We start from the raw sequence: 19,936 nt of genomic DNA, 5'->3' as shown, positions 1-19,936 counted from the left end.
ATTGTGAGCGCATGATTCGTTCTCGGACCTGGGCGAAGATGTGGGCGGTACTCCGGCTGGCGATGGCGGCGCTCATCGTCGCCGCGATCGTGCGTCAGCTCGCCGCGTCGATCGGAACCGCGCTGGAGAAGGAGCGCGACCTCGGCACGACCATCGCCAACTTCTTCAGCTTCTTCACGATCCTCTCCAACGCCGGCGCCGCGATCGTGCTGCTGTGCGCGGGGGTGTGGTTCTTCACGCGCGGGCGGGGGGCCTCCGCCGAGCCTTCCGGTCTCGCCGTGGCACTCACGTGCGTGAGCACGTACATGATCATCACGGGGATCGTCTACAACCTCCTGCTGCGCAACGTCGTCCTGCCGCAGGGGAGCGAGCCGGTCTGGTGGTCGAACGAGGTGCTGCACCTGCTCGCACCGCTGTTCCTCCTCGCCGACGTCTTCGTCGGCCCGCTGCGCCGAGCCCTCCCCTGGCGCGCGCTGTGGGCGGTGGTGGCGTTCCCTCTCGTCTGGATCGCCTACACGCTGATCCGCGCGCCTTTCGTGACGAACCCGGTGTCGGGTGATCCGTTCTGGTACCCGTACCCGTTCCTCAACCCGAACAACGCCGGCGGCTGGCCCTCGGTGATCGTGTACATCGTCGGGATCGCCGTCGCCGTCATCGCCGTCGCGTCGTTCGTCGTGTGGTGGGGACGCCGGGTGGGGACGACCGTCCGGTCCGCATCGGCGGGCGTGGGCGTGTCCGAGGACGTGTCGGCATCCGCCCTGTGATGCCCCGCCCGCCGGCCGCTCCCTGACGGCTCGTGCCGGCATCGGGCAGGGTCGCCGACTGCCGGAGCGGGATGCCGAGCCCCTCGAACACCCTCTTGTAGAACGTGTCCCCCGAACGGTGGACACGTTGTAGCCTGCGTACAACAATCGGTGGGACTGCAACCGCTTCCCTCCCGGTTTCGCGCCAGTATCTGCGCCCGCCGCGTATCGGCGGGAGCACATTTCTGCTCAACGGAGAACGACACGCATCCGCGTGACGTCGTCAATCTGGGGGTGGGACATGTACTGGGCATGGTTTCGGATCGCCGCCGCGGTCGCCGGGTTCTCGGGAGTGGTGGCGGGGTTCATCGTGAACGTGGATCGCGCCGCGCGGCAGGGCCAGGGGGCTCGGCGCCGTGCTGGCGAACTACTTCAGCCTGTTCACGATCGTCTCGACGCTGCTCGCCATCGTGGCCCTGCTCATCGCCGCGGCGTGGACGATGCGGCATCCCGGCTCATCGCACGAGCCGCTCGGCATCGCACTCGCGATGGCGGCGACGGCAGGCCCCGTGCTCCTGCTGGGAGTCGTCTACAACGCGCTGCTGCGCGATCTTCCGTCGCCCGTCGCGCTCGGCGACACCGCCGGCATCGCGATGCTCGACGAGTACGCGGTCGAGGTGCTTCACGTCGTCCTTCCGATCTACGTCATCGTCGACCTGCTGCTCGCACCGCGGCGACGCGGACTGCCGTGGTGGTCGCTGGGCGTGCTCGTCGGCTATCCCCTGGGATGGACCGTCTACACGATGGTCCGCGGCGAGCGGGTGGCCAACCCCGACGGCACCACGCCGTGGTGGTACCCGTACCCGTTCCTCGACCCGCACGGTGCCGGTGGCTACGGCTCCGCGCTGCTGTACATCGGGGCGATCCTGGTCGCGTTCCTCGCGATCGGCGCGATGATCATCGAGATCGGACGCTACCGCGAACGACGGTCGGCCCGCGGTGGGCCCGCGTCCGCGGCCCGCGGTCCGCTCGCAGCCTGAGTCCGCGGTGCCGCTCGCCAGTGTTGCCCCTGTGCCTGGAGTGACGGGCGACTCCGAGCCCGGCGGCATCCTTCCCCTTAACTAGACTTGACCCCATGTCGAAGGTCCTCCAGTCCCTGCCCGTCGGCGAGCGCGTCGGCATCGCCTTCTCGGGGGGCCTTGACACCTCCGTCGCGGTCGCGTGGATGCGCGACAAGGGCGCCGTCCCCTGCACGTACACCGGCGACCTCGGTCAGCCCGACGAGGACGACATCGCCGCGATCCCGAACCGCGCGCTGGAGTACGGTGCCGAGATCTCGCGCCTGGTCGACTGCAAGCCGGCTCTCGTGGAAGAGGGCTTCGGCGCCCTCGCGTGCGGCGCGTTCCACATCCGCTCCGGCGGCCGCACCTACTTCAACACGACGCCCATCGGCCGCGCCGTCACCGGCACGCTCCTGGTGCGCGCCATGAAGGAGGACGGCGTCGACATCTGGGGTGACGGCTCCACCTACAAGGGCAACGACATCGAGCGGTTCTACCGCTACGGCCTGCTGGCCAACCCGGCGCTGCGCATCTACAAGCCGTGGCTCGACGCCGACTTCGTCACCGAGCTCGGCGGCCGCCAGGAGATGAGCGAGTGGCTCGTCGAGCACGGCTTCCCTTACCGCGACTCCGCCGAGAAGGCCTACTCGACCGACGCGAACATCTGGGGCGCGACGCACGAAGCGAAGACTCTCGAGCACCTGGACGTCTCTCTCGAGACCGTCGAGCCCATCATGGGCGTGCGCTTCTGGGACCCGTCGGTCCCCATCGAGACCGAGGACGTCACGGTCACCTTCGAGGCCGGTCGACCGGTCGCGCTCAACGGCGTCGAGTTCGCCGACCCGGTCGCGCTGGTGCTCGAGGCCAACCGCATCGGCGGCCGCCACGGCCTGGGCATGAGCGACCAGATCGAGAACCGCATCATCGAGGCGAAGTCGCGCGGCATCTACGAGGCGCCGGGCATGGCGCTGCTGTTCACCGCGTACGAGCGCCTGGTCAACGGCATCCTGAACGAGGACACGCTCGCGACGTATCACGAGCAGGGCCGCCGCCTCGGCCGCCTGATGTACGAGGGCCGCTGGCTCGAGCCGCAGTCGCTCATGCTGCGCGAGTCGATCCAGAAGTGGGTGGGCTCGACGATCACCGGCTCGGTGACGCTGCGCCTGCGCCGTGGCGAGGACTACACGATCCTCGACACCGACGGCCCGCGCCTGTCGTACCACCCCGAGAAGCTGTCGATGGAGCGCGTCGGCGACGCCGCGTTCGGCCCGACCGACCGCATCGGCCAGCTCACGATGCGCAACCTCGACATCGCCGACTCGCGCGTGCGGCTCGAGCACTACGCGGCCGCGGGCATCATCGGCGGCGCGACGGGCGAGCTCGTCGGCCACCTCTCGCAGGGCGAGGCGGGCGAGATCACCGAGCACGCCGAGGAGTACAGCGCCGAGCGCGAGGAGCTCGCCGAGGCGACGGATGCCGCGAACGAGGCATCCGCGTTCGACCTGGGTACCGACTGAGCATCGCCGAAATAAGTTGCACACCAGTGTGCAACTTATCTACGCTGGAGGCATGACCTCCTCGACCGATGCCGTGCGCCGTCCGCGGCGCGATGCCCTCGAGAACCGCGCGGGCATCCTCGCCGCGGCGCACGTGGCCCTCGCACACGACCCCCACGCGTCGGTCGACGCGATCGCCCGCGAAGCCGGCCTGTCGCGCCGCGCGCTGTACGGGCACTTCGACGATCGCGACGCCCTCGTGGGAGAACTCGTCGCACAGGGCGCGGCGCGCTTCAACGCGGTGGCGGCCGTCATCGACGACACCGACGCCCGCGTCGCGCTCGCGCGACTGGCGGCGGCGCTGTGGAACGAAGCGGCCCACGTGCAGGTGCTCGCCGCGATCGCCCTCGACGAGGCGCACCTCGAAGACACCGCCGCCGCTCTCGCCCCCCTCCGCCGCACGGTGGTGCGGATCGTCCGCGAAGGACAGGAGGCCGACGTGCTGCGCACCGACGTCGCCGCGCCGACGCTCGCGCGCCTGGTCGAAGAGACCGCGCGCACCGTCATCACCCGCATCGACGCCTCCTCCCCCGAGGCGGGCGCACTCGCGGTGCGCGCCGTGCTGAGCATCGCGGGGCTCTCGTGGCGGGAGGCGCGGACCCTCCTCGAGGACCACCCCGATCTCCTCGCCCAGACGGCGGGCCCGCGACGCACGACGGGGGTCCGGGCGTGAGGGTCGTGCTCGACGCGGTGGGCAAGGGCCGCCGCGAACACGCGCTGCCGGTGACCTCCGCCGTCTTCGAGTCGGGCCGTGCCGCGCTCGTCGCCGCCGAGACCGCGCAGCGCCCCACCGTGCTCGGCCTCATCGCCGCCGGCCGCATGCGCCCCGACACCGGCCGGGTCGAGATCGACGGACGGACGGATGCCTCCGCCCTCCGCCGCCGCGTCGCCCTCGTGGACGCCCCCGAGGTGTCCGAACCCGAGCCCAACGTCACCCTCGCCGGCGTCGCCGCCGAGGAGCTGATGTTCGCCGGGCGCCGGTCGCACCCCATCGCCGTGCAGAACTGGCTGACGGGCCACGGACTCGCGGAGGCGGCATCCCTGCCCGTCTCGAACGTCGACCCCGCCGACCGGGTGCGGGCGCTGTGCGAACTCGCGGTGCTGCGCAAGGGCGTCGACGGCATCGTGCTCGTCTCGCCCGACCGGCACGGCGGCCGACCGGCCGCGTGGTGGACGATCGCCGAGGAGTTCGCCGCGCGCGGCTACGCGGTGCTCGTCATCGCGGGCCAGGCCTCGCGGTCGGTCGTCGCGGACGTGAACCGTGAAGCCGCCCGCCGCGCGCCGGCCGACCCGCGCACGGCGTCGGGGCCCCGCCTGCGCCGACTCACCGCACGCACGAAGGGCGGCCGCGCATGAAGGTCCCGCAGATGGTCCTGGCCGAACTGCGCCGGCTCGCCTCGACGCGCATGTCGCTCATCGCCCTGATCGCGCTCATGGTCGTGCCGATCCTCTACGGCGGCCTCTACCTCTGGGCCAACCGCGATCCGTACGGCCAGCTCGACCAGGTGCCGGTCGCCCTCGTCGTCGCCGACACCGGCGCCGAGCTCAACGGGACCGAGCGCAACCTCGGCGACGAGGTCTCGCAGGAGCTCATCGAGGACGGCTCGTTCGACTGGCACCTGGCCACCGCCGCCGAGGCCGACGCCGGGCTCGACGACGGCACCTACGACTTCGCGGTGGAGCTGCCGGCCGACTTCACGGCATCCGTCGCCTCCATCACCACCGCCGAGCCGCGCACCGCCGATATCGTGCTGCACACCAGCGACGCCAACAACTACCTGGCGTCGACGATCGGTTCGCAGGCGGTGCAGCGCATCCAGACGACCATCACCGAGAAGATCGTCGCCGAGGCGGGCGTCACGATGCTCGACGCGCTCGACACCATCCGCGTCAAGCTGACGGATGCCGCCGACGGCGCGTCGCAGCTGACCGACGGCCTCGCACAGGCCGGCGACGGCGCGTCGCAGCTGACCGACGGCGCGTCGCAGCTCGCGGACGGCACGGTGCAGCTGCGCGACGGCGCCGCCCAGCTGTCGGCCGGCGCCGCCCAGGTCGCCGACGGCACCGCGCAGGTGGCCGCCGGCACCGCACAGCTCGACGCGATCGCCGACCGGATCGGAACCGCATCCGCGGATGCGGCCTCTCTGCTGCCTCAGGTACGCGACGACATCGCGGCGAAGCTCGCCGCGGCCGGCCTCGATCAGACCCAGATCGACGACGTGCTCGCCAAGCTCGACCCGGTGGGCGACAAGCTGGCCGCCGTCGACTCACGGGTTCAGGGCGCGGTCGCGCAGGTCGATCAGCTGAACTCCGGTGCTCAGCAGGTGTCGGCGGGAGCGACGTCGGTCGCCTCGGGCGCCGCGACCCTCGCGTCGGGCACCGCGACGGCGGCGGACGGTGCGGCGCGGCTGCACGACGGCGCGGCGACCCTCGACGACGGCCTCACCCGGCTCGAGGACGGCGCGACACAGCTGCGCGACGGCCTCAGCGAGGGTGCCGCCGAGCTGCCCTCGTTCGACGCCGCGACCCGCGAGGCGCAGGCCGACACGCTGGCCGCCCCGGTCGAGGTCGAGCGCTCGTCGCTCACGCAGGCGCAGAACTACGGCGCGGGCCTGGCGCCGTTCTTCGCGGCCCTCGCCGGCTGGATCGGCATCTACGCGCTGTTCCTCATCGTGAAGCCGGTGTCCAAGCGCGCGGTGACGGCCCTGCACTCCCCGATCCGCATCACCCTGGCCGGGTGGGCGACCCCTGCGCTCCTGGGCGCCGTGCAGATGATCGGCCTGTTCGGCGTGCTCGCGCTGGCCCTCGGCTTCTCGTTCGCCCATCCGCTCGCGACGCTGGGCATCCTCGTGCTCGCCTCGGCCACCTATGCCGCGATCGTCCTCGCGCTGAACGTGTGGCTCGGCTCCGTCGGCCAGTTCCTCGGACTCGTGCTGATGGTGCTGCAGCTCGTGACCGCCGGCGGCACGTTCCCCTGGCAGACCCTGCCCGCACCACTGGCGGCGCTGCACCACGTGCTGCCGATGGGCTACGTCGTCGACGCGATGCGCCAGGTGATGTACGGCGGCAATGCCGACAGGGTGTGGCTCGACCTCACCGTGCTGCTGGTGTGGCTCGTCGGCGCCGGCGTGGTCGCGGCCATCGGCGTGACCCGCATGACCCACTTCCGCACGCTGCGCGACCTGCAGCCCAGCGTCATCGGCTGACGGCGCGCCGAGGGACCGGATGCCGCTGCCCGCGGCATCCGGTCCTGTCATCGCTCCTTGCGCGCGACAAGGGCAGGTCGCGGGGCGAAAAGCGAGCATGATTCGGCAAGGGGCGCGCGTCGGGGTTACGATGCGAATCGGCGCCCGCGCGACCCGAACGCGCGCGGCACCGCGTCCCGCGATGCCTGGCATCGCGTATCCCCCCGCCCCCGCCCGGAAAGCCCTTCAATGTCGAAGCCCCAACCCTCCCCCTATGCCGTCGACGACACCGTGCGCCGTCGATCGCCGGGGCGGATCATCGGCATCACCCTGTTCAGCATCCTCGCCGGCGTCGTGGTGATCGCGCTGATCGCGGTGGGCGTGGTCACCTACACGGTGCAGCGCTCGTTCCCGCAGCTCAGCGGAGAGGTGCAGGTGCCGGGGCTCGACGCCGAGGCGACGGTGCAGCGCGACGCGCTCGGCATCCCGACCATCACGGCCGACTCGTCGCACGACCTGTTCTTCGCGCAGGGCTATGTGCAGGCGCAGGACCGCTTCTGGGAGATGGACTTCCGCCGTCACGTCACCAGCGGCCGCCTCTCGGAGCTGTTCGGCGAGTCGCAGCTGGGCACCGACGAGTTCCTGCGCACGCTCGGCTGGCACGACATCGCCCAGCAGGAGGTCGACGCCCTGCCCGAGACCGAGCGCGGCTACTACGACGCCTACGCCGATGGCGTGAACGCCTACCTCGCCGACCACAAGGGCGCCGACGCGTCGTTCGAGTACGCCGTGCTGGGGCTGCAGAACCCGGACTACGAGATCGAGCCGTGGACGCCTGCCGACTCCGTGGCGTGGCTGAAGGCGATGGCCTGGGACCTCCGCGGCAACATCGAGACCGAGACCGAACGGGCGCTGCTCGCACCCGATCTCACCGAGGCCGACATCGACGGGCTGTACCCGGCGTACCCGTTCGACCGGCATCCGGTCATCGTGCCCAAGATCTCGAGCGTGCCGGCCGTCGGCACCGCGCCCGACGCACCCGCCGAGGGTGAGACCGTCCCCACGCCCACTCCAGGCGCCGCTGACGCGTCGCCTGGAGCCTCCGGGCGCGTGGGCCCAGCCGACACCTCGTCGATCGAGTGGACCCAGGTCGACAGCGTCATCGAGGCCGTCGGCGAGCTCGTCGGCGACGCGGGCGAGGGCATCGGATCGAACTCGTGGGTGGTGTCGGGCAACCTGACCGACACCGGCAAGCCGCTGCTCGCCAACGACCCGCACCTCGGAGCGTCGCTGCCGAGCGTGTGGCACCAGATCCAGCTGAAGTGCTCCACGGTGAGCGAGGAGTGCCCCTTCGACGTCGGCGGCTTCGGGTTCTCGGGCCTGCCGGGCGTCGTCATCGGCCACAACGCCCGCGTCGCGTGGGGCTTCACCAACCTCACCACCGACGTCACCGACCTGTACCTCGAGAAGATCGAAGGCGACTCGTACTGGTACGACGGGGCGCTGGTCCCGCTGAAGACGCACACCGAGACCTTCAAGGTCGCGGGCTCCGAGGACGTCGAGCTCGAGGTGCGCTCCACCGTCAACGGGCCGATCGTGTCGGGACTCACCGACGACTTCACGGCGATCGCCGAAGACCCCTACACCGGCACCGGCGGCACGGTGGTCGAGCCGGCCGCGGCGCCGGCAGGGGACTACGCGGTGAGCCTGCGCTGGACCGCGCTGCAGCCGGGGACGACGGCATCCGCCATCTTCGCCCTCAACACCGCGAAGGACTTCGACGACTTCCGCGGCGCGGCGGCCCTGTTCGACGTCCCCGCGCAGAACCTCATCTATGCCGACGTCGACGGCAACATCGGCTACCAGACGCCGGGTAAGCTGCCCCTCCGCGGCGCCGGCGACGGCTCGATGCCGCAGCCGGGCTGGGACTCGGCGTACGCGTGGCAGGGATACATCCCCTTCGAGGAGCTGCCGGTCTCGTACAACCCCGCCGAGGGGTACATCGTCACCGCGAACAACGCGATCGTGGGCCCCGACTACAAGCACTTCCTCACCAACGACTGGGACTACGGGTGGCGAGCCGCCCGCATCGACGAGCTGCTGCAGCGCGCGATCGCGAAGGGACCGCTCACCGCCCAGGACCTCAACGACATCCAGGCGGACGACTACTCGTACATCGGCATGCGGCTGACGGCGGCCTACGCCGACATCACCACCGGCGACGACGACACGGATGCCGCACTCGACCTGCTGCAGGAGTGGGACGCCCAGAACGACGCGGATTCGGCGGCGGCGGCGTACGCGAACGTGCTGTGGGACACCCTGGCCGGCAACGTGTTCGCGAACGGCCGTGAGAATCCGGCACCGCTGACCGGCCAGGGCCGGCTGTTCCTGGTGATGGACGGGCTCTTCGACGACGAGTCGTCGCCGTGGTGGACCAACGACGAGCTGGGGGTGTCGGGCATGTCCGACATGCTCAAGCGCTCCGCGATCGACGCCTACGAGCGGCTGGTCGACGCGCAGGGCGACAACCCGTCGCGGTGGAACTGGGGTGCGCTGCACGCCCTGCCGCTGGAGAACGGCAGCTTCGGCACGTCGGGGATCGCCGCCATCGAGTGGCTCTTCAACCGCGGTCCGTTCCCGGTGGGCGGCGGCTCGTCCGTGGTGAACGCGACGGGCTGGACCCTCGGCGAGGGCTTCGCGACGGTCACCGTCCCTTCGATGCGCATGGTCGTCGACCTCTCGGACTTCGATGCGTCGGGGTGGAACCAGCTGACCGGCGAGAGCGGGCACGCGTTCCACACGAACTACATCGACCAGGTGGAGTCGTGGCAGAAGGCGGAGCTCACGCCGTGGGCCTTCTCGCCGAAGGCCGTCGCCGCAGCCGCGACCGACACCCTGGTCCTGAAGCCCTGACGCGCGGCCTCCGCCGCCGGCCGGCTCAGCCGCCGGCGGCGGGAGGCGTGCGCTGCGAGTCGGCCAGCTCGTCGACGTAGAGGCCCGCCTCGTCGATGGTGCCGTTGCGGTACGCCTGGCGGCCGACCATGTGCGCCGACAGCGGTGCGGTCGCGAGCTGGATGAGCACGACGGGAACCAGGAACGCGACCACCGGCCATGAGCGCAGCGACAGCGCGATGGCGAGGCAGATGAGGATCAGGCCGAGCACCTGCGGCTTGGTCGCCGCGTGCAGGCGCGTGGGCACGTCGCGGAAGCGCAGCACGCCGATCGCGGCGGTCAGGCACAGCAGGGCGCCGATCAGGATCAGGATCAGCGCGGCGACGTCGAGAGCGGCATCCATCAGCGTTCCTGGTCCCTTCTCGCCACGAACCGGGCGATCGAGATCGAGCCGAACACGCCGACGGCGGCGATGATCAGCAGCACCGGCAGCGTGCGGGTGTGGTGGTTGATCGCCATCTCGGCGCCCAGCACGCACATCACCTCGGTGAGGAGCACGTCGGATGCCACGGCCCGGTCGAGGATCGACGGCCCGATGACGATGCGCCACAGCGTCAGCAGCGCCGCCACCCCGAAGATCACGTAGATCGCCAGCAGCAGGACGTTCATCGCGCACCTCCTCGGGCGTTCGCGGCGCGGCGTGCGGCGGCATCCGCCCGCACCGCCTGCAGCTGGGCGTGCGAGCCCACCGCGCGCACGATGCGCGCCTCCCAGTGGTGCACGCTGGCGCGCTGCTTCTCGACGGCGGCGGCGTCGCGCACGCCGATCACATGCAGGTACAGGATGCGGCGGTCGCGGTCGGTGTCGACGATGAGCGAGCCGGGGATGAGGGATGTCGTGACCCCGGTGTGCGTCATGATCAGGTCGTCGTCGGTCACCAGCTGCACCGCGATGATCGCCGCCCCCGGCTGCCGCCGGAAGTCGAGCACCTGCCAGGCGACCGTGAGCGAGCCCTGCACGACCGCGATCAGGAACTCGACGACGAACACCAGGCCCCACCACAGGTTCACGCGTCCGGAGAGCTCCACCGGCGGAAGTCGGAAGATGCGCGTCACGACGAGCGCGGCGACGAGACCGGTGACGAAGGCTAGCCACGTGAACTGGCCCCACAGCAGCATCCACAGCGCGATCAGCCAGACGAAGAACGGCAGCTGGCGCCAGGCGGTCGCCGCGGCGCGGCGCAGCGGGTTCGGGGAACGGTCGGGACTCACGGCACGACCTCCGTCCCGGGAGGTGCATCCTCGTGGAGCTGCGTGAGCGAGACCGGCTCCAGCAGCGCGGAGCCGATGCGCGCGCACACGTCGTACAGCGGCCCGGCGAACACGGTGAGCGCGACCGTGAGCGCGACCATGCCGGTCGTGGCGGCGGTCATGATCTTCGGGATGACGCGGCGCTCGGTCTCGATGCCGGCCGCGGGCGCGGAGCCGAGGTACGAGATGCGCGCCTCGGTCTCGGCGGAGTCCTCGTCCTCACGCCAGAACGACAGGTTCCACGCGCGCATCAGGGCGTACAGCGTCAGCAGGCTCGTGACGATACCGCCGACCATCAGCACGATCATGATCGGCGTGCCCACCTCGGCGGCCGCCTCGAAGAGGGCGAACTTGCCGATGAAGCCCGAGAACGGCGGCAGCCCGCCGAGGTTGACCGCGGGGATGAAGTACAGCACGGCGATCACCGGCGCGGCCTTCATGAGGCCCTTCACGCGGAGGATCGACGTCGAGCCGGCGCGGCGCTCCACGAGTCCGACCGCCAGGAACAGCGTCGTCTGCACCACGATGTGGTGGACCATGTAGTAGATCGTCGCGCCGATCGCCGCGGGTGTCGCGATCGCGAGGCCGAAGATCATGTAGCCGATGTGGCTGACGAGCGTGAACGACAGGATGCGTTTGAGCTCGGCCTGCGCGACGGCTCCCAGCACCCCCACGATCATCGTCGCGAGCGCCACCCACATCAGCAGCTGGTTGACGTCGTTGTCCTGGAACATCTCGGTCTCGGTGCGGATGATCGCGTAGACGCCGACCTTGGTCAGCAGGCCCGCGAACACCGCCGTGACCGGCGCGGGGGCGGTCGGGTACGAGTCGGGCAGCCAGAACGAGAGCGGGAAGACTGCCGCTTTGATGCTGAACGCCAGCAGCAGCATGAGGTGCAGGATCAGCTGCGTCTCCTGCGGCAGCTCCCCCATGCGCTCGGAGATCTGCACCATGTTGACGGTGCCGAGAGCCCCGTAGATCATGGCGATCGCCGCCAGGAACAGGATCGACGACACCAGCGAGACGACGATGTAGACGACTCCGGTGCGGATGCGGGACTCCGTCGAGCCGAGCGTGATGAGCACGTACGAGGCCACGAGCAGGATCTCGAAGCCGACGTAGAGGTTGAAGAGGTCGCCCGCGATGAACGCGTTGAAGATGCCCGCCCCGAGGATCAGGTACGACGGGTGGAAGATCGAGACCGGCGTGTCGTCGTCGCCGTCGGCGGCGCCCTGCCCGACCGAGAACAGCAGGACCGCCAGCAGCACGATACTCGAGACCACCACGAGCAGGGCCGCGAGCCGATCGACGTAGAGCACGATGCCGAACGGGATCGGCCAGCCGCCCACCGAGACGGCGATCGGCCGGTCGCCGACGTCGACGACGTACAGCAGCACGGCGGCGATCACCAGGACCGCGGTCAGTGTGATGACCGAGACGACGACCTGCGTACGGCGGTGGCGACCGGCGATGAGCGCGATCGCGGCACCCAGTAGCGGCAGCGTCACGAGCAGGGGCACGAGGGCGGGGGCGATCTGGCTCATGCGTCACCCCCGTCGGGCGGGGTGGAGTCGTCGCGGCGGGGCGGGCGGGTCCCGCCGTCGGGCCGGTCGACGGGCGCGTCGTCGCGCAGGCCGGCGAAGTCGCGCGCGCCGAGGATCGTGATCGGGGCGGTGTCGGTGCCCACGAAGTCCGTCGTGGCGTCCTCGTCGGCGTCCTCGATCTCGGTCTCCTCGTCCATCGTCTCCTCGGCCTCCGGGGCGCGCTCGCGCACCTCGAGGTCGGCCTCGTCGTCGGTCACGGTGTCGGCCTGGCCGAGCTGCCATGACCGGTAGATGAGGGCGAGGAGGAACGCCGAGACGGCGAACGTGATGACGATGGCGGTGAGCGTGAGCGCCTGCGGCAGCGGGTCGGACATGTCGTCGACGGATGCCGAGCCGAAGAACGGCGCGACCCCCGGCGCCCCCATCACGTTGAGCAGCAGCAGGTTCGTGGCGTTGCCCAGCAGCAGGAAGCCGATGAGCACGCGCGTCAGGCTGCGCTCGAGCATGGCGTAGACGCCGCACGCGAAGAGCACCGCCATGACGATGATGAGGACGAGCGAGACGCTCACGGCGCGCTCACCTCCTGCTGCTGGCGTGCTTCGTACGCCTGCCGGTCGACCTCGGCGCCGAGGCTGCGCAGCACGTCGAGCACGAGCCCGATGACGACGAGGTACACGCCGATGTCGAAGAACGTCGAGGTGACGAACTCGACGTGACCGAGCACGGGGAGGGTGGCCTCGACGAAGAAGCTCTTCAGCGGCGGCGCCCCGAAGAACACCGGCACGACGGCGCATGCGACGGCGATCGTCATGCCCGCGCCCAGCAGTCGCCCGGCATCCGTGGGCGCGGCGGCACCCAGCTCGTAGCGGCCGCCCGCGACGTAGCGCATCACCAGCGCCATGCCGGCGACCAGGCCGCCGGCGAACCCGCCGCCGGGCAGGTTGTGGCCGGCGAACAGCAGGTACAGCGACACGATGATGATCGTGTGGAAGAGGATCCGCACGATCACCTCGAGCATGATCGAGCGGTTCTCGGGGCGCACGCGCTGCCCGCCGACGAGCCACGCCATGCGGCCGCTGCCTCGTGCGTCGCCCCGCTGGCGGAGCCCGTCGGAGGTCTCCACGAGCGGGCGCCGTGCGCGCGTGGCACCGGTGGGCAGCGACGAGATCGCGCGCGACAGCGTGTCGGCGCGATGGGTGACGAACACCAGGGATGCCACACCCGTCGCCGCGAGGATCAGCACCGACAGCTCGCCCATGGTGTCCCACCCGCGCAGGTCGACCAGGGCGACGTTGACCACGTTCTTGCCGTGACCGAGCTGGTAGGCGAGCTCGGGGAAGGCATCGGAGATCGGCTTCTCGACGCGCGCGCTGGTCGCCACGATCGCGACCATCGCCATCGTGAGCCCCACGGCCGCGCCGAGCACGGCGCGCGCGACCGGCCACACCGAGGCGTTGTGCTCCCCCATCCGCGACGGGATGCGGCGCAGCACCAGCGCGAAGGCGACGAGGGTGACCGTCTCGACGAGGATCTGCGTGAGCGCCAGGTCGGGCGCGCCGCTGGTGGCGAAGAGCATCACCATGCCCAGGCCCGTCACCGAGACGAGCACGACGCCGGTGTACCGCTTGCGGGCGCGGATCGCGATGAGGCCCGCGGCGATCATGATGGGGGCGACCAGGAGCTGCATCGGCGTCTGGAACGCGTCCAGCTGCGCCCGCAGCTCGTCGCTCGCCAGCAGCGCCGTCGCCTCGGCGGCGACGAACACCACGAAGATCGTTCCGACGTACACGGGCAGCGAGCCGCGCTGCGTGAGGCTCGTGGTGACGACGGACAGCCGCGCGATGACGCGGAGCGCGCCGTTGTAGGTGTCGGCGGCGGTGAACGGCAGGAGCCGCTTCGCCGGCCGCCAGGCGCGGGTGATCCAGAACACGAGCACGCCCACGAGGATCGACGCGAGCGAGATCCACAGCGCCGGCTCGAGGCCGTGCCACAGCGCGAGGTGGGCGGCGTGCTCGGGTGGGGCGACCCCCGGGGTCGCGGCCGGCGCCTGGTCGGCGTAGGGCGCGAAGACCTTGTCGAGCCACGGTGCGGCGACGCCGGCGACGACGGTCAGGCCCGCCAGCAGCGTGGGGGCGACCAGGAATCCGAACGGCGGGTCGGGCCATTCCGTTTCGGGCATACGATCGCCGTTCGCGTCCCGCTTGGTCGCGAAGGCGCCCCACAGGAAGCGGATGCCGTAGCCCGCCGTCAGCACCGAACCCAGCGCGATGCCCGTCACGGCGACGATCCCCCACACCGCACCGCCCAGCGCCTCGTGCAGGAGCGCCGCGAGCGCGCCCTCCTTCGCGACGAACCCGATGGTGGGGATGATCCCGACCATCGACGCGACGGCGATGATCGAGAACGTCGTGATCACCGGGGCCTGTCGGCCGACGCCGGACAGCTCGGTCAGGTCGCGGGTGGACAGCTGCCGGTCGATGACGCCGACGACGAGGAACAGCGCCGACTTGAACAGCGCGTGGCTCAGCAGCAGCGCGAGACCGGCGAGGGCGGCATCCCTCGTTCCGTACCCGAGCACGACGGTCAGCATGCCGAGCTGGCTCACGGTGCCGAAGGCGAGCACGCGCTTGAGGTCGGTCTCGCGCAGCGCCTGGAAGCCGCCCAGCAGCATCGTGAACACGCCCAGCCCGACGACGATCGGCCGCCAGGTCGGGGCGATCGCGAAGACGGGGGCGAGCCGGGCGATGAGGTAGATGCCCGCCTTCACCATCGCGGCGGCGTGCAGGTAGGCGCTGACCGGCGTCGGCGCGGCCATCGCGCCGGGCAGCCAGAAGTGGAAGGGGAAGATCGCGGACTTGCTGAGGGCGCCGACGAGGATGAGGACCAGAGCGGCGTCGACCACCGGGCCTGTCGGGGCGTCGGCGAGGATCGCCGAGATGCTCGACGTGCCCGCGTCGACCACGAGCAGCACGACGCCGATCAGCATGACGAGCCCGCCGAGAGTCGTGACCAGCAGCGCCTGCAGCGCCGCACGACGGCTGGCCGCGCGCTTGTTGTAGTACCCGATGAGCAGGTACGACAGCACGCTGGTGACCTCCCAGAACATCACCAGCACGACGAGGTCGTCGGTGAGCACCAGGCCGTACATCGCGCCGGCGAACGCGAGGAGCACCGCGGCGAACTGGCCGAGATTCTCCTTCTTGCCGCGGAAGTACCAGCGGCAGTAGATCATCACGAGCGCGCCGACGCCGGTCACGACGAGCGTCATGAGCCACGAGAGCGTGTCCATGCGCATCGACAGGTCGATGCCGAGCGGCGGGATCCAGGCGTATGACTCGAACGGAATGTCGCCGGCGAGCACGTTCGGCGTGAGCACCGCGGCGTAGACGAACCCGGCCGCCGGAAGGATCGCGGCGACGTAGAACGCTCGCGCGCCGATGCGTCCGACGAGCCACGGCAGGAGGATCGGGAGGACCGCGAACGCGCCGAGCACGAGGAGCATTCAGGCCTCCTCGGGGTCGTCGGCCGGCGCAGGTCGGATCGACGGCGCGGGCTAAGGCGATCGGGGTTGTCGCTTTCCATCCTACCGGCGCGCGCGACCCGGAGGTCGTGACGGCGTCACACGGCCCACGCGTGGCAGAGTGACACGGTGGCCGATCCGCACCCGCACGACCCGCGCCGCACGTCCGCGATCCCCCGCTGGGCGCGGGAGCTGCTGGGCATCGCGGCGGCAGCGGCGATCGCGGTGGGGGTCGTGGCGGCGGTGGCGGCATCCGCTCGATCGGAGCTGCTCTTCCGCGACGGCGACTCGCTCGTGACGACGCTCATCGTGCACTCGCTCGCGGCCGGGCAGCCGCAGGACTGGGCGCTGTCGACGGTGCTGTTCCTCCCCGAGACCGCGGTGCTGTGGCTGCTGTCGCTCGCGGGCCTCGGCGTGAACGGCACGCTCGCCCTCGCCGGTGCGGTGAACATCGTGGCGCTGTACGGCGCGCTGCGGGTGGCGTCCGGACGGGGTCCGCGGCCCGTCGCCGGCGCACTGCTCGCGCTCGGCGGGTTCGGGGTGCTCGCCGCGTCCGAGTCCTCGCCGTCCCGCGATGCGCTGGAGCTCGCCTCGCTGCTGACCACGACCACGTACTACAGCGCGACCGTGATCGGCGTGGTGCTCGCCGTCGGCCTCGCCCGGCGAGGACTTGACAGCGTTCGGGTTTCACGTGAAACGGCCCCCGGCGACGGGTCGGGGCCTCGCGCACCCTGGGGCGCGGTGACCGCGGTCGGGGTCGTGGCGGCGGCATCCGTGCTCACCAACCCCCTCTTCGCGGCGTGGGCGACGGTGCCGCTGGCGCTCGTCCTCGCGGTCGCCGCGGTGCGCGAGCGCGTGGCGCTGTGGCTGGCCGGAGGGCTCGTCGCCGGCACGCTCGCCGGCTACCTCGGACGGATTCCGCTGTCCCACCTCATCGCGAACACCGGCGCGGGCTACGCCGACCCCGCGCAATGGCGCGCGTCGCTGGAGTACTACGGCGCCCTGCTCGCGGACCGGTGGGCGCAGCCGTGGGGGGCGGCATCCGTCGTCACGGTCGCCCTGCTGTGCGCGTGGTGCGTGTGCGCCACCGTGCTGCTCGCGCGGCGCCGCGAGCTCGGCGCCGCGGTGGTCGCCGCGTGCGGGTGGGTCCTGCCACTCCTGGTGACGCTCGGCGCGGTCGCGCTGGGCACCCACGCCGCTCGATATCTCCAGCCGGCGGTGTTCGCCCCGCTGCTGGGCCTCGTGGTCCTTCCCGCCCTGCTGCCGCGCGCGCACGGGGCTCGTGCGCCGCGGCTCGCGGTGGCGATCGGCGCGACGGCGGCGGCAGTGGTCGCGGCGGCAGGGCTCGGCATCCCTCGCATCGTCGCCGCGGCGGACGCGCCGGACGCCGACCTCGCCTGCGTGGTCGACTGGGCCGAGCACTCCGGGCGCACCGGTGCGGGACAGTTCTGGACAGTGCGGCTCCCCAAGACCCACCTCGCCGACCCTCGGGGACTCGTGCAGGTCGACCACCAGTTGCGCGGCTACGCGTGGCTGGTGAACCGCGACGACTTCGCGGTGGGCGAGGTGTCGTTCCTCGTGCTCGACGCGCAGTCCCCCGCGTTCGACCTGCCGGGCGGCGTCGCGATGGCCGACGCCGGGCTGGTCCCGTGCGGCCGCTACACGATCGCCGACTTCGGCGATCGCACGCTTCCGCTCGGCCCGCAGCGTTCCTGACGCCTACGTCCGGGGAGCGGGACCGGTGGTGTTGCCCTCGCGGAAGGTGCAGGTGAAGCGGATGGATGCCGCGGCCTGCCCCTCGAGCATCGCGGCGACGGCGGCCCCCGCGGCGCGTCCCTTGTCGGTGGCGGGCTGCACCAGCGTCGTGAGCTCGTACGGCGCGAGCCCGTCGACGACGATGCCGTCGAAGCCGGTGACGCTGACGTCCTCGGGGACGCGCAGTCCCGCCTCCTCCGCCGCGCGGATGACGCCCGCCGCCAGCAGATCGCTCTGCGCGATGACGGCGGTGGGGCGGCGATCGGGATCGGCGAAGATCTCGCGGCCGGCCGCGAAGCCCTCGTCGATGAAGCTTCCCGCCGCGGCGTAGGTCACGGCATCCGGGAACACGTCCAGCGCGCCCGCGAGCCGCTCGCGCGTGACGTCGACGGCGATCGCGGTGTCGTCGCGCAGCCAGCCCCGCTCCCATCCGGCCTGCGCGGGAAGGGCGACCACGGCGACCTCACGGTGACCGAGGGCGCGCAGGTGACTGGCGGCCTGACGCTGCGCCTCGCGGTTGTCGAGCCCGATGCGGGGCACGTCGTCGCCGGCATCGCCCTCGATGACGACGACCGGGATGCCGCGGGCCTTGACGGTCTCGAGCGACTGGCGCAGCAGCCCGCTGCACCCGATGAGCACGGCGGCGTCCAAGGGCGCCGATGTGAGCGAGGGGCCGGTCCCGGTGGGTTCGTGATCGCGCAGCAGGAGGAGACCCGCGCCGAGCGGGGTGACCGCGTCGGCGAGCCCGTCCATCATGAGCGTCTTGACCGGATCCAGGAACGCCCGCCCCAGGTGCTCCTCGAAGACGACCCCGACGATGCCGGAGCGGCCGCGGCGCAGCGATGCCGCCCGCGGATCGGGGCCGGTGTAGCCGAGGGCCGCGGCGGCGTCGAGCACCCGGCGACGAGTGGCCTCGGACACGGGGGTCTTGCCGCTGAACACCACGGACGCCGTCGAGGGCGAGACGCCCGCCTCGCGGGCGACATCGGAGATGGTGGCACGGCGGGTGCCGGAGTCCTGGCGGCTCATGTCGAGTTGATGGTAGCCCGTCCCGCCGCAGCCGGTCGAATCGATTCGGATGTTGTCGAATCGATTCGGTACCCTGTCGGAATGGATACCGCGCTCACCCGGAGGCAGCTGGTCGCCTGGCGCACCGCGATCTTCGTCATCTTCTTCGCCACGGGGCTGGGCTTCGCCACGTGGGCTTCGCGCGTGCCCTCCGTCAAAGCCGGCCTCGGAATCAACGACTTCGAGGTCGGCCTGCTGCTGTTCGCCTCGGGCGGCGCGTCGATCATCGGCCTCTCGCTCGCGAACGTGCTCCTCGCACGGTGGGGCGCACGACGCGGCCTCTTGATGGGCATCGCCACGCTGGCCGCCGGCATCCTGCTCACCGGCTTCGGCGCGCAGTTCGCGGAGTCGTTCGCCCTCACCGCGGTGGGGCTGGCGATCATGGGCCTCGGCATGGGCGCGACCGACGTCATGATGAACGTCGAGGGCGCCGCGATCGAGCAGGCCACCGGCAAGACGCTCATGCCGCTGTTCCACGCGCTGTTCAGCCTCGGCACGGTCGCCGGTGCCGGCGTCGGCGTCGCGATGACGGTGTGGCAGGTGGGCGTCGCCCCGCACCTGTGGAGCATGGGTCTCCTCCTCGTCGCCGGCGGCGCGATCGCCGTCGCCTTCGTGCCGCGGCGCGAGGCCACCGAGGACCCGACCGGCGCTGCCGAGGCCCCCACGCGACGCGAGAAGTTCGCCGCCATCGTCGCGGTGTGGAAGGACCCGCGCACCTACGCGCTCGGCGCCATCATGCTCGGCATGGCGTTCGCCGAGGGCGGCGCCAACGACTGGCTGCCCCTCGCCGTCGTCGACGGCCACGCCGGCACCGAGGCGCAGGGCGCGATCGCGCTCACCGTGTTCTCGGTCGCGATGACCGCCGTCCGCGCCCTCGGCGGACCGCTCGTCGACCGGTTCGGCCGCGTGTGGACGCTGCGGATCCTCGCCGTCCTCGCCTGCAGCGGCCTGGTGATCTTCATCCTCGCCCCGTCGGTGCCGATCGCCCTCGTCGGCGTCGCGCTGTGGGGCATGGGCGCGTCGCTCGGCTTCCCGATCGGCATGTCGGCCGCGGCCGACGATCCCACCAAGGCCGCGGCCTCCGTCTCGGCTGCGGCGACGATCGGCTACGTCGCGTTCCTGTGCGGCCCGCCCATCCTCGGCTGGATCAGCCACCAGATCGGTCTGCTCCCGACGCTGTGGATCCTCGTGGGGCTCATCGCGCTGTCGGGCTTCGCGTCGGGCGCCGCCAAGCCGATCGCCGGCTCGAAGGTCGGCGCGGGCCACGCCCACCACTGAGCCTCCCGGGCGGAAGGGCCC

Annotated in this window: 16 protein-coding genes; 9 read left to right on the top strand and 7 right to left on the bottom strand. The window is 71.4% G+C overall.

From position 1 onward, the window contains the following. Window positions 1–11: 11 nt before the first annotated feature. The 7 genes from AC1DDU_RS07525 to AC1DDU_RS07495 all read left to right on the top strand — a co-directional run bounded on the left by AC1DDU_RS07525 (window position 12) and on the right by AC1DDU_RS07495 (window position 9,461). A complete protein-coding gene (locus tag AC1DDU_RS07525; RefSeq protein WP_477432623.1) occupies window positions 12–764 on the top strand; it encodes a Pr6Pr family membrane protein in 753 nt (250 codons plus the stop codon). A gap of 395 nt (window positions 765–1,159) precedes the next feature. Continuing rightward, window positions 1,160–1,783 carry a Pr6Pr family membrane protein gene (locus AC1DDU_RS07520; protein WP_477432621.1) on the top strand — a complete coding sequence of 208 codons (624 nt, stop codon included), beginning with the start codon at window positions 1,160–1,162 and terminating at the stop codon, window positions 1,781–1,783. 95 nt (window positions 1,784–1,878) lie between these two features. Further along, window positions 1,879–3,321 (top strand): argininosuccinate synthase, encoded by a 1,443-nt coding sequence (argG, locus tag AC1DDU_RS07515; protein WP_477432619.1) that lies wholly within the window; start codon window positions 1,879–1,881, stop codon window positions 3,319–3,321. Window positions 3,322–3,373: 52 nt separating this feature from the next. Beyond that, the gene (locus AC1DDU_RS07510; protein WP_477432618.1) at window positions 3,374–4,033 is read left to right on the top strand and encodes a TetR/AcrR family transcriptional regulator; all 660 of its coding nucleotides are present in this window, start codon (window positions 3,374–3,376) and stop codon (window positions 4,031–4,033) included. Then, the gene (locus AC1DDU_RS07505) at window positions 4,030–4,716 is read left to right on the top strand and encodes a hypothetical protein (RefSeq protein ID WP_477432616.1); all 687 of its coding nucleotides are present in this window, start codon (window positions 4,030–4,032) and stop codon (window positions 4,714–4,716) included. The genes AC1DDU_RS07510 and AC1DDU_RS07505 overlap by 4 nt, the downstream gene beginning before the upstream one ends. Next, complete coding sequence (locus AC1DDU_RS07500; protein WP_477432614.1) at window positions 4,713–6,566, top strand: YhgE/Pip family protein; 1,854 nt, start codon at window positions 4,713–4,715, stop codon at window positions 6,564–6,566. The genes AC1DDU_RS07505 and AC1DDU_RS07500 overlap by 4 nt, the downstream gene beginning before the upstream one ends. Window positions 6,567–6,794: 228 nt before the next feature. Beyond that, on the top strand, window positions 6,795–9,461 hold the full coding sequence (locus AC1DDU_RS07495; RefSeq protein WP_477432612.1) for a penicillin acylase family protein: 2,667 nt from the start codon (window positions 6,795–6,797) through the stop codon (window positions 9,459–9,461). Between the two features lie 25 nt (window positions 9,462–9,486). Here the strand turns inward: AC1DDU_RS07495 and mnhG are convergent, their stop codons facing one another. Genes mnhG through AC1DDU_RS07465 form a run of 6 tightly spaced genes read right to left on the bottom strand, consistent with a single transcriptional unit; the run spans window position 9,487 to window position 15,796 of the window. Beyond that, entirely contained in the window at window positions 9,487–9,843 is a 357-nt protein-coding gene (mnhG, locus tag AC1DDU_RS07490) for a monovalent cation/H(+) antiporter subunit G (RefSeq protein WP_477432610.1), read from the bottom strand. Next, window positions 9,843–10,109 (bottom strand): MrpF/PhaF family protein, encoded by a 267-nt coding sequence (locus AC1DDU_RS07485; protein WP_477432608.1) that lies wholly within the window; start codon window positions 10,107–10,109, stop codon window positions 9,843–9,845. Before AC1DDU_RS07485 ends, mnhG begins: the two co-directional genes overlap by 1 nt. Next, window positions 10,106–10,711 carry a Na+/H+ antiporter subunit E gene (locus AC1DDU_RS07480; protein ID WP_477432607.1) on the bottom strand — a complete coding sequence of 202 codons (606 nt, stop codon included), beginning with the start codon at window positions 10,709–10,711 and terminating at the stop codon, window positions 10,106–10,108. The genes AC1DDU_RS07485 and AC1DDU_RS07480 overlap by 4 nt, the downstream gene beginning before the upstream one ends. After that, window positions 10,708–12,294: a Na+/H+ antiporter subunit D gene (locus tag AC1DDU_RS07475; RefSeq protein ID WP_477432605.1), complete on the bottom strand. Its 1,587-nt coding sequence runs from the start codon at window positions 12,292–12,294 to the stop codon at window positions 10,708–10,710. The genes AC1DDU_RS07480 and AC1DDU_RS07475 overlap by 4 nt, the downstream gene beginning before the upstream one ends. After that, window positions 12,291–12,863, bottom strand: coding sequence for a Na(+)/H(+) antiporter subunit C (locus AC1DDU_RS07470; RefSeq protein ID WP_477432603.1), 573 nt, complete (start codon window positions 12,861–12,863; stop codon window positions 12,291–12,293). Before AC1DDU_RS07470 ends, AC1DDU_RS07475 begins: the two co-directional genes overlap by 4 nt. After that, window positions 12,860–15,796, bottom strand: a complete 2,937-nt coding sequence (locus AC1DDU_RS07465) for a Na+/H+ antiporter subunit A (protein ID WP_477432601.1) — start codon at window positions 15,794–15,796, stop codon at window positions 12,860–12,862. The genes AC1DDU_RS07470 and AC1DDU_RS07465 overlap by 4 nt, the downstream gene beginning before the upstream one ends. 147 nt (window positions 15,797–15,943) lie before the next feature. Here AC1DDU_RS07465 and AC1DDU_RS07460 point away from each other — a divergent pair, with 147 nt between their 5' ends. After that, complete coding sequence (locus AC1DDU_RS07460; RefSeq protein ID WP_477432599.1) at window positions 15,944–17,530, top strand: hypothetical protein; 1,587 nt, start codon at window positions 15,944–15,946, stop codon at window positions 17,528–17,530. A gap of 3 nt (window positions 17,531–17,533) precedes the next feature. On the opposite strand, the gene AC1DDU_RS07455 is transcribed toward AC1DDU_RS07460, so the two are convergent. Then, the gene (locus AC1DDU_RS07455; protein ID WP_477432597.1) at window positions 17,534–18,598 is read right to left on the bottom strand and encodes a LacI family DNA-binding transcriptional regulator; all 1,065 of its coding nucleotides are present in this window, start codon (window positions 18,596–18,598) and stop codon (window positions 17,534–17,536) included. 81 nt (window positions 18,599–18,679) lie between these two features. Between AC1DDU_RS07455 and AC1DDU_RS07450 the strand changes: the two genes are divergently transcribed. Beyond that, window positions 18,680–19,915, top strand: a complete 1,236-nt coding sequence (locus AC1DDU_RS07450; protein WP_477432595.1) for an MFS transporter — start codon at window positions 18,680–18,682, stop codon at window positions 19,913–19,915. Window positions 19,916–19,936: the final 21 nt, after the last annotated feature.

The organism is Microbacterium sp. 05T445 (genome assembly GCF_056395865.1).
The sequence above is the reverse complement of the archived record's forward strand: the minus strand, read 5'-3'. Positions and strand labels throughout refer to the sequence as shown.

Excerpts from the sequence above, each read along its gene's own strand:
- mnhG (WP_477432610.1), bottom strand. The coding sequence starts at position 9,843 with ATGGATGCCGCTCTCGACGTCGCCGCGCTGATCCTGATCCTGATCGGC.
- AC1DDU_RS07450 (WP_477432595.1), top strand. The coding sequence starts at position 18,680 with ATGGATACCGCGCTCACCCGGAGGCAGCTGGTCGCCTGGCGCACCGCG.
- argG (WP_477432619.1), top strand. The coding sequence starts at position 1,879 with ATGTCGAAGGTCCTCCAGTCCCTGCCCGTCGGCGAGCGCGTCGGCATC.
- AC1DDU_RS07525 (WP_477432623.1), top strand. The coding sequence starts at position 12 with ATGATTCGTTCTCGGACCTGGGCGAAGATGTGGGCGGTACTCCGGCTG.
- AC1DDU_RS07485 (WP_477432608.1), bottom strand. The coding sequence starts at position 10,109 with ATGAACGTCCTGCTGCTGGCGATCTACGTGATCTTCGGGGTGGCGGCG.
- AC1DDU_RS07500 (WP_477432614.1), top strand. The coding sequence starts at position 4,713 with ATGAAGGTCCCGCAGATGGTCCTGGCCGAACTGCGCCGGCTCGCCTCG.
- AC1DDU_RS07495 (WP_477432612.1), top strand. The coding sequence starts at position 6,795 with ATGTCGAAGCCCCAACCCTCCCCCTATGCCGTCGACGACACCGTGCGC.
- AC1DDU_RS07475 (WP_477432605.1), bottom strand. The coding sequence starts at position 12,294 with ATGAGCCAGATCGCCCCCGCCCTCGTGCCCCTGCTCGTGACGCTGCCG.
- AC1DDU_RS07510 (WP_477432618.1), top strand. The coding sequence starts at position 3,374 with ATGACCTCCTCGACCGATGCCGTGCGCCGTCCGCGGCGCGATGCCCTC.
- AC1DDU_RS07465 (WP_477432601.1), bottom strand. The coding sequence starts at position 15,796 with ATGCTCCTCGTGCTCGGCGCGTTCGCGGTCCTCCCGATCCTCCTGCCG.
- AC1DDU_RS07455 (WP_477432597.1), bottom strand. The coding sequence starts at position 18,598 with ATGAGCCGCCAGGACTCCGGCACCCGCCGTGCCACCATCTCCGATGTC.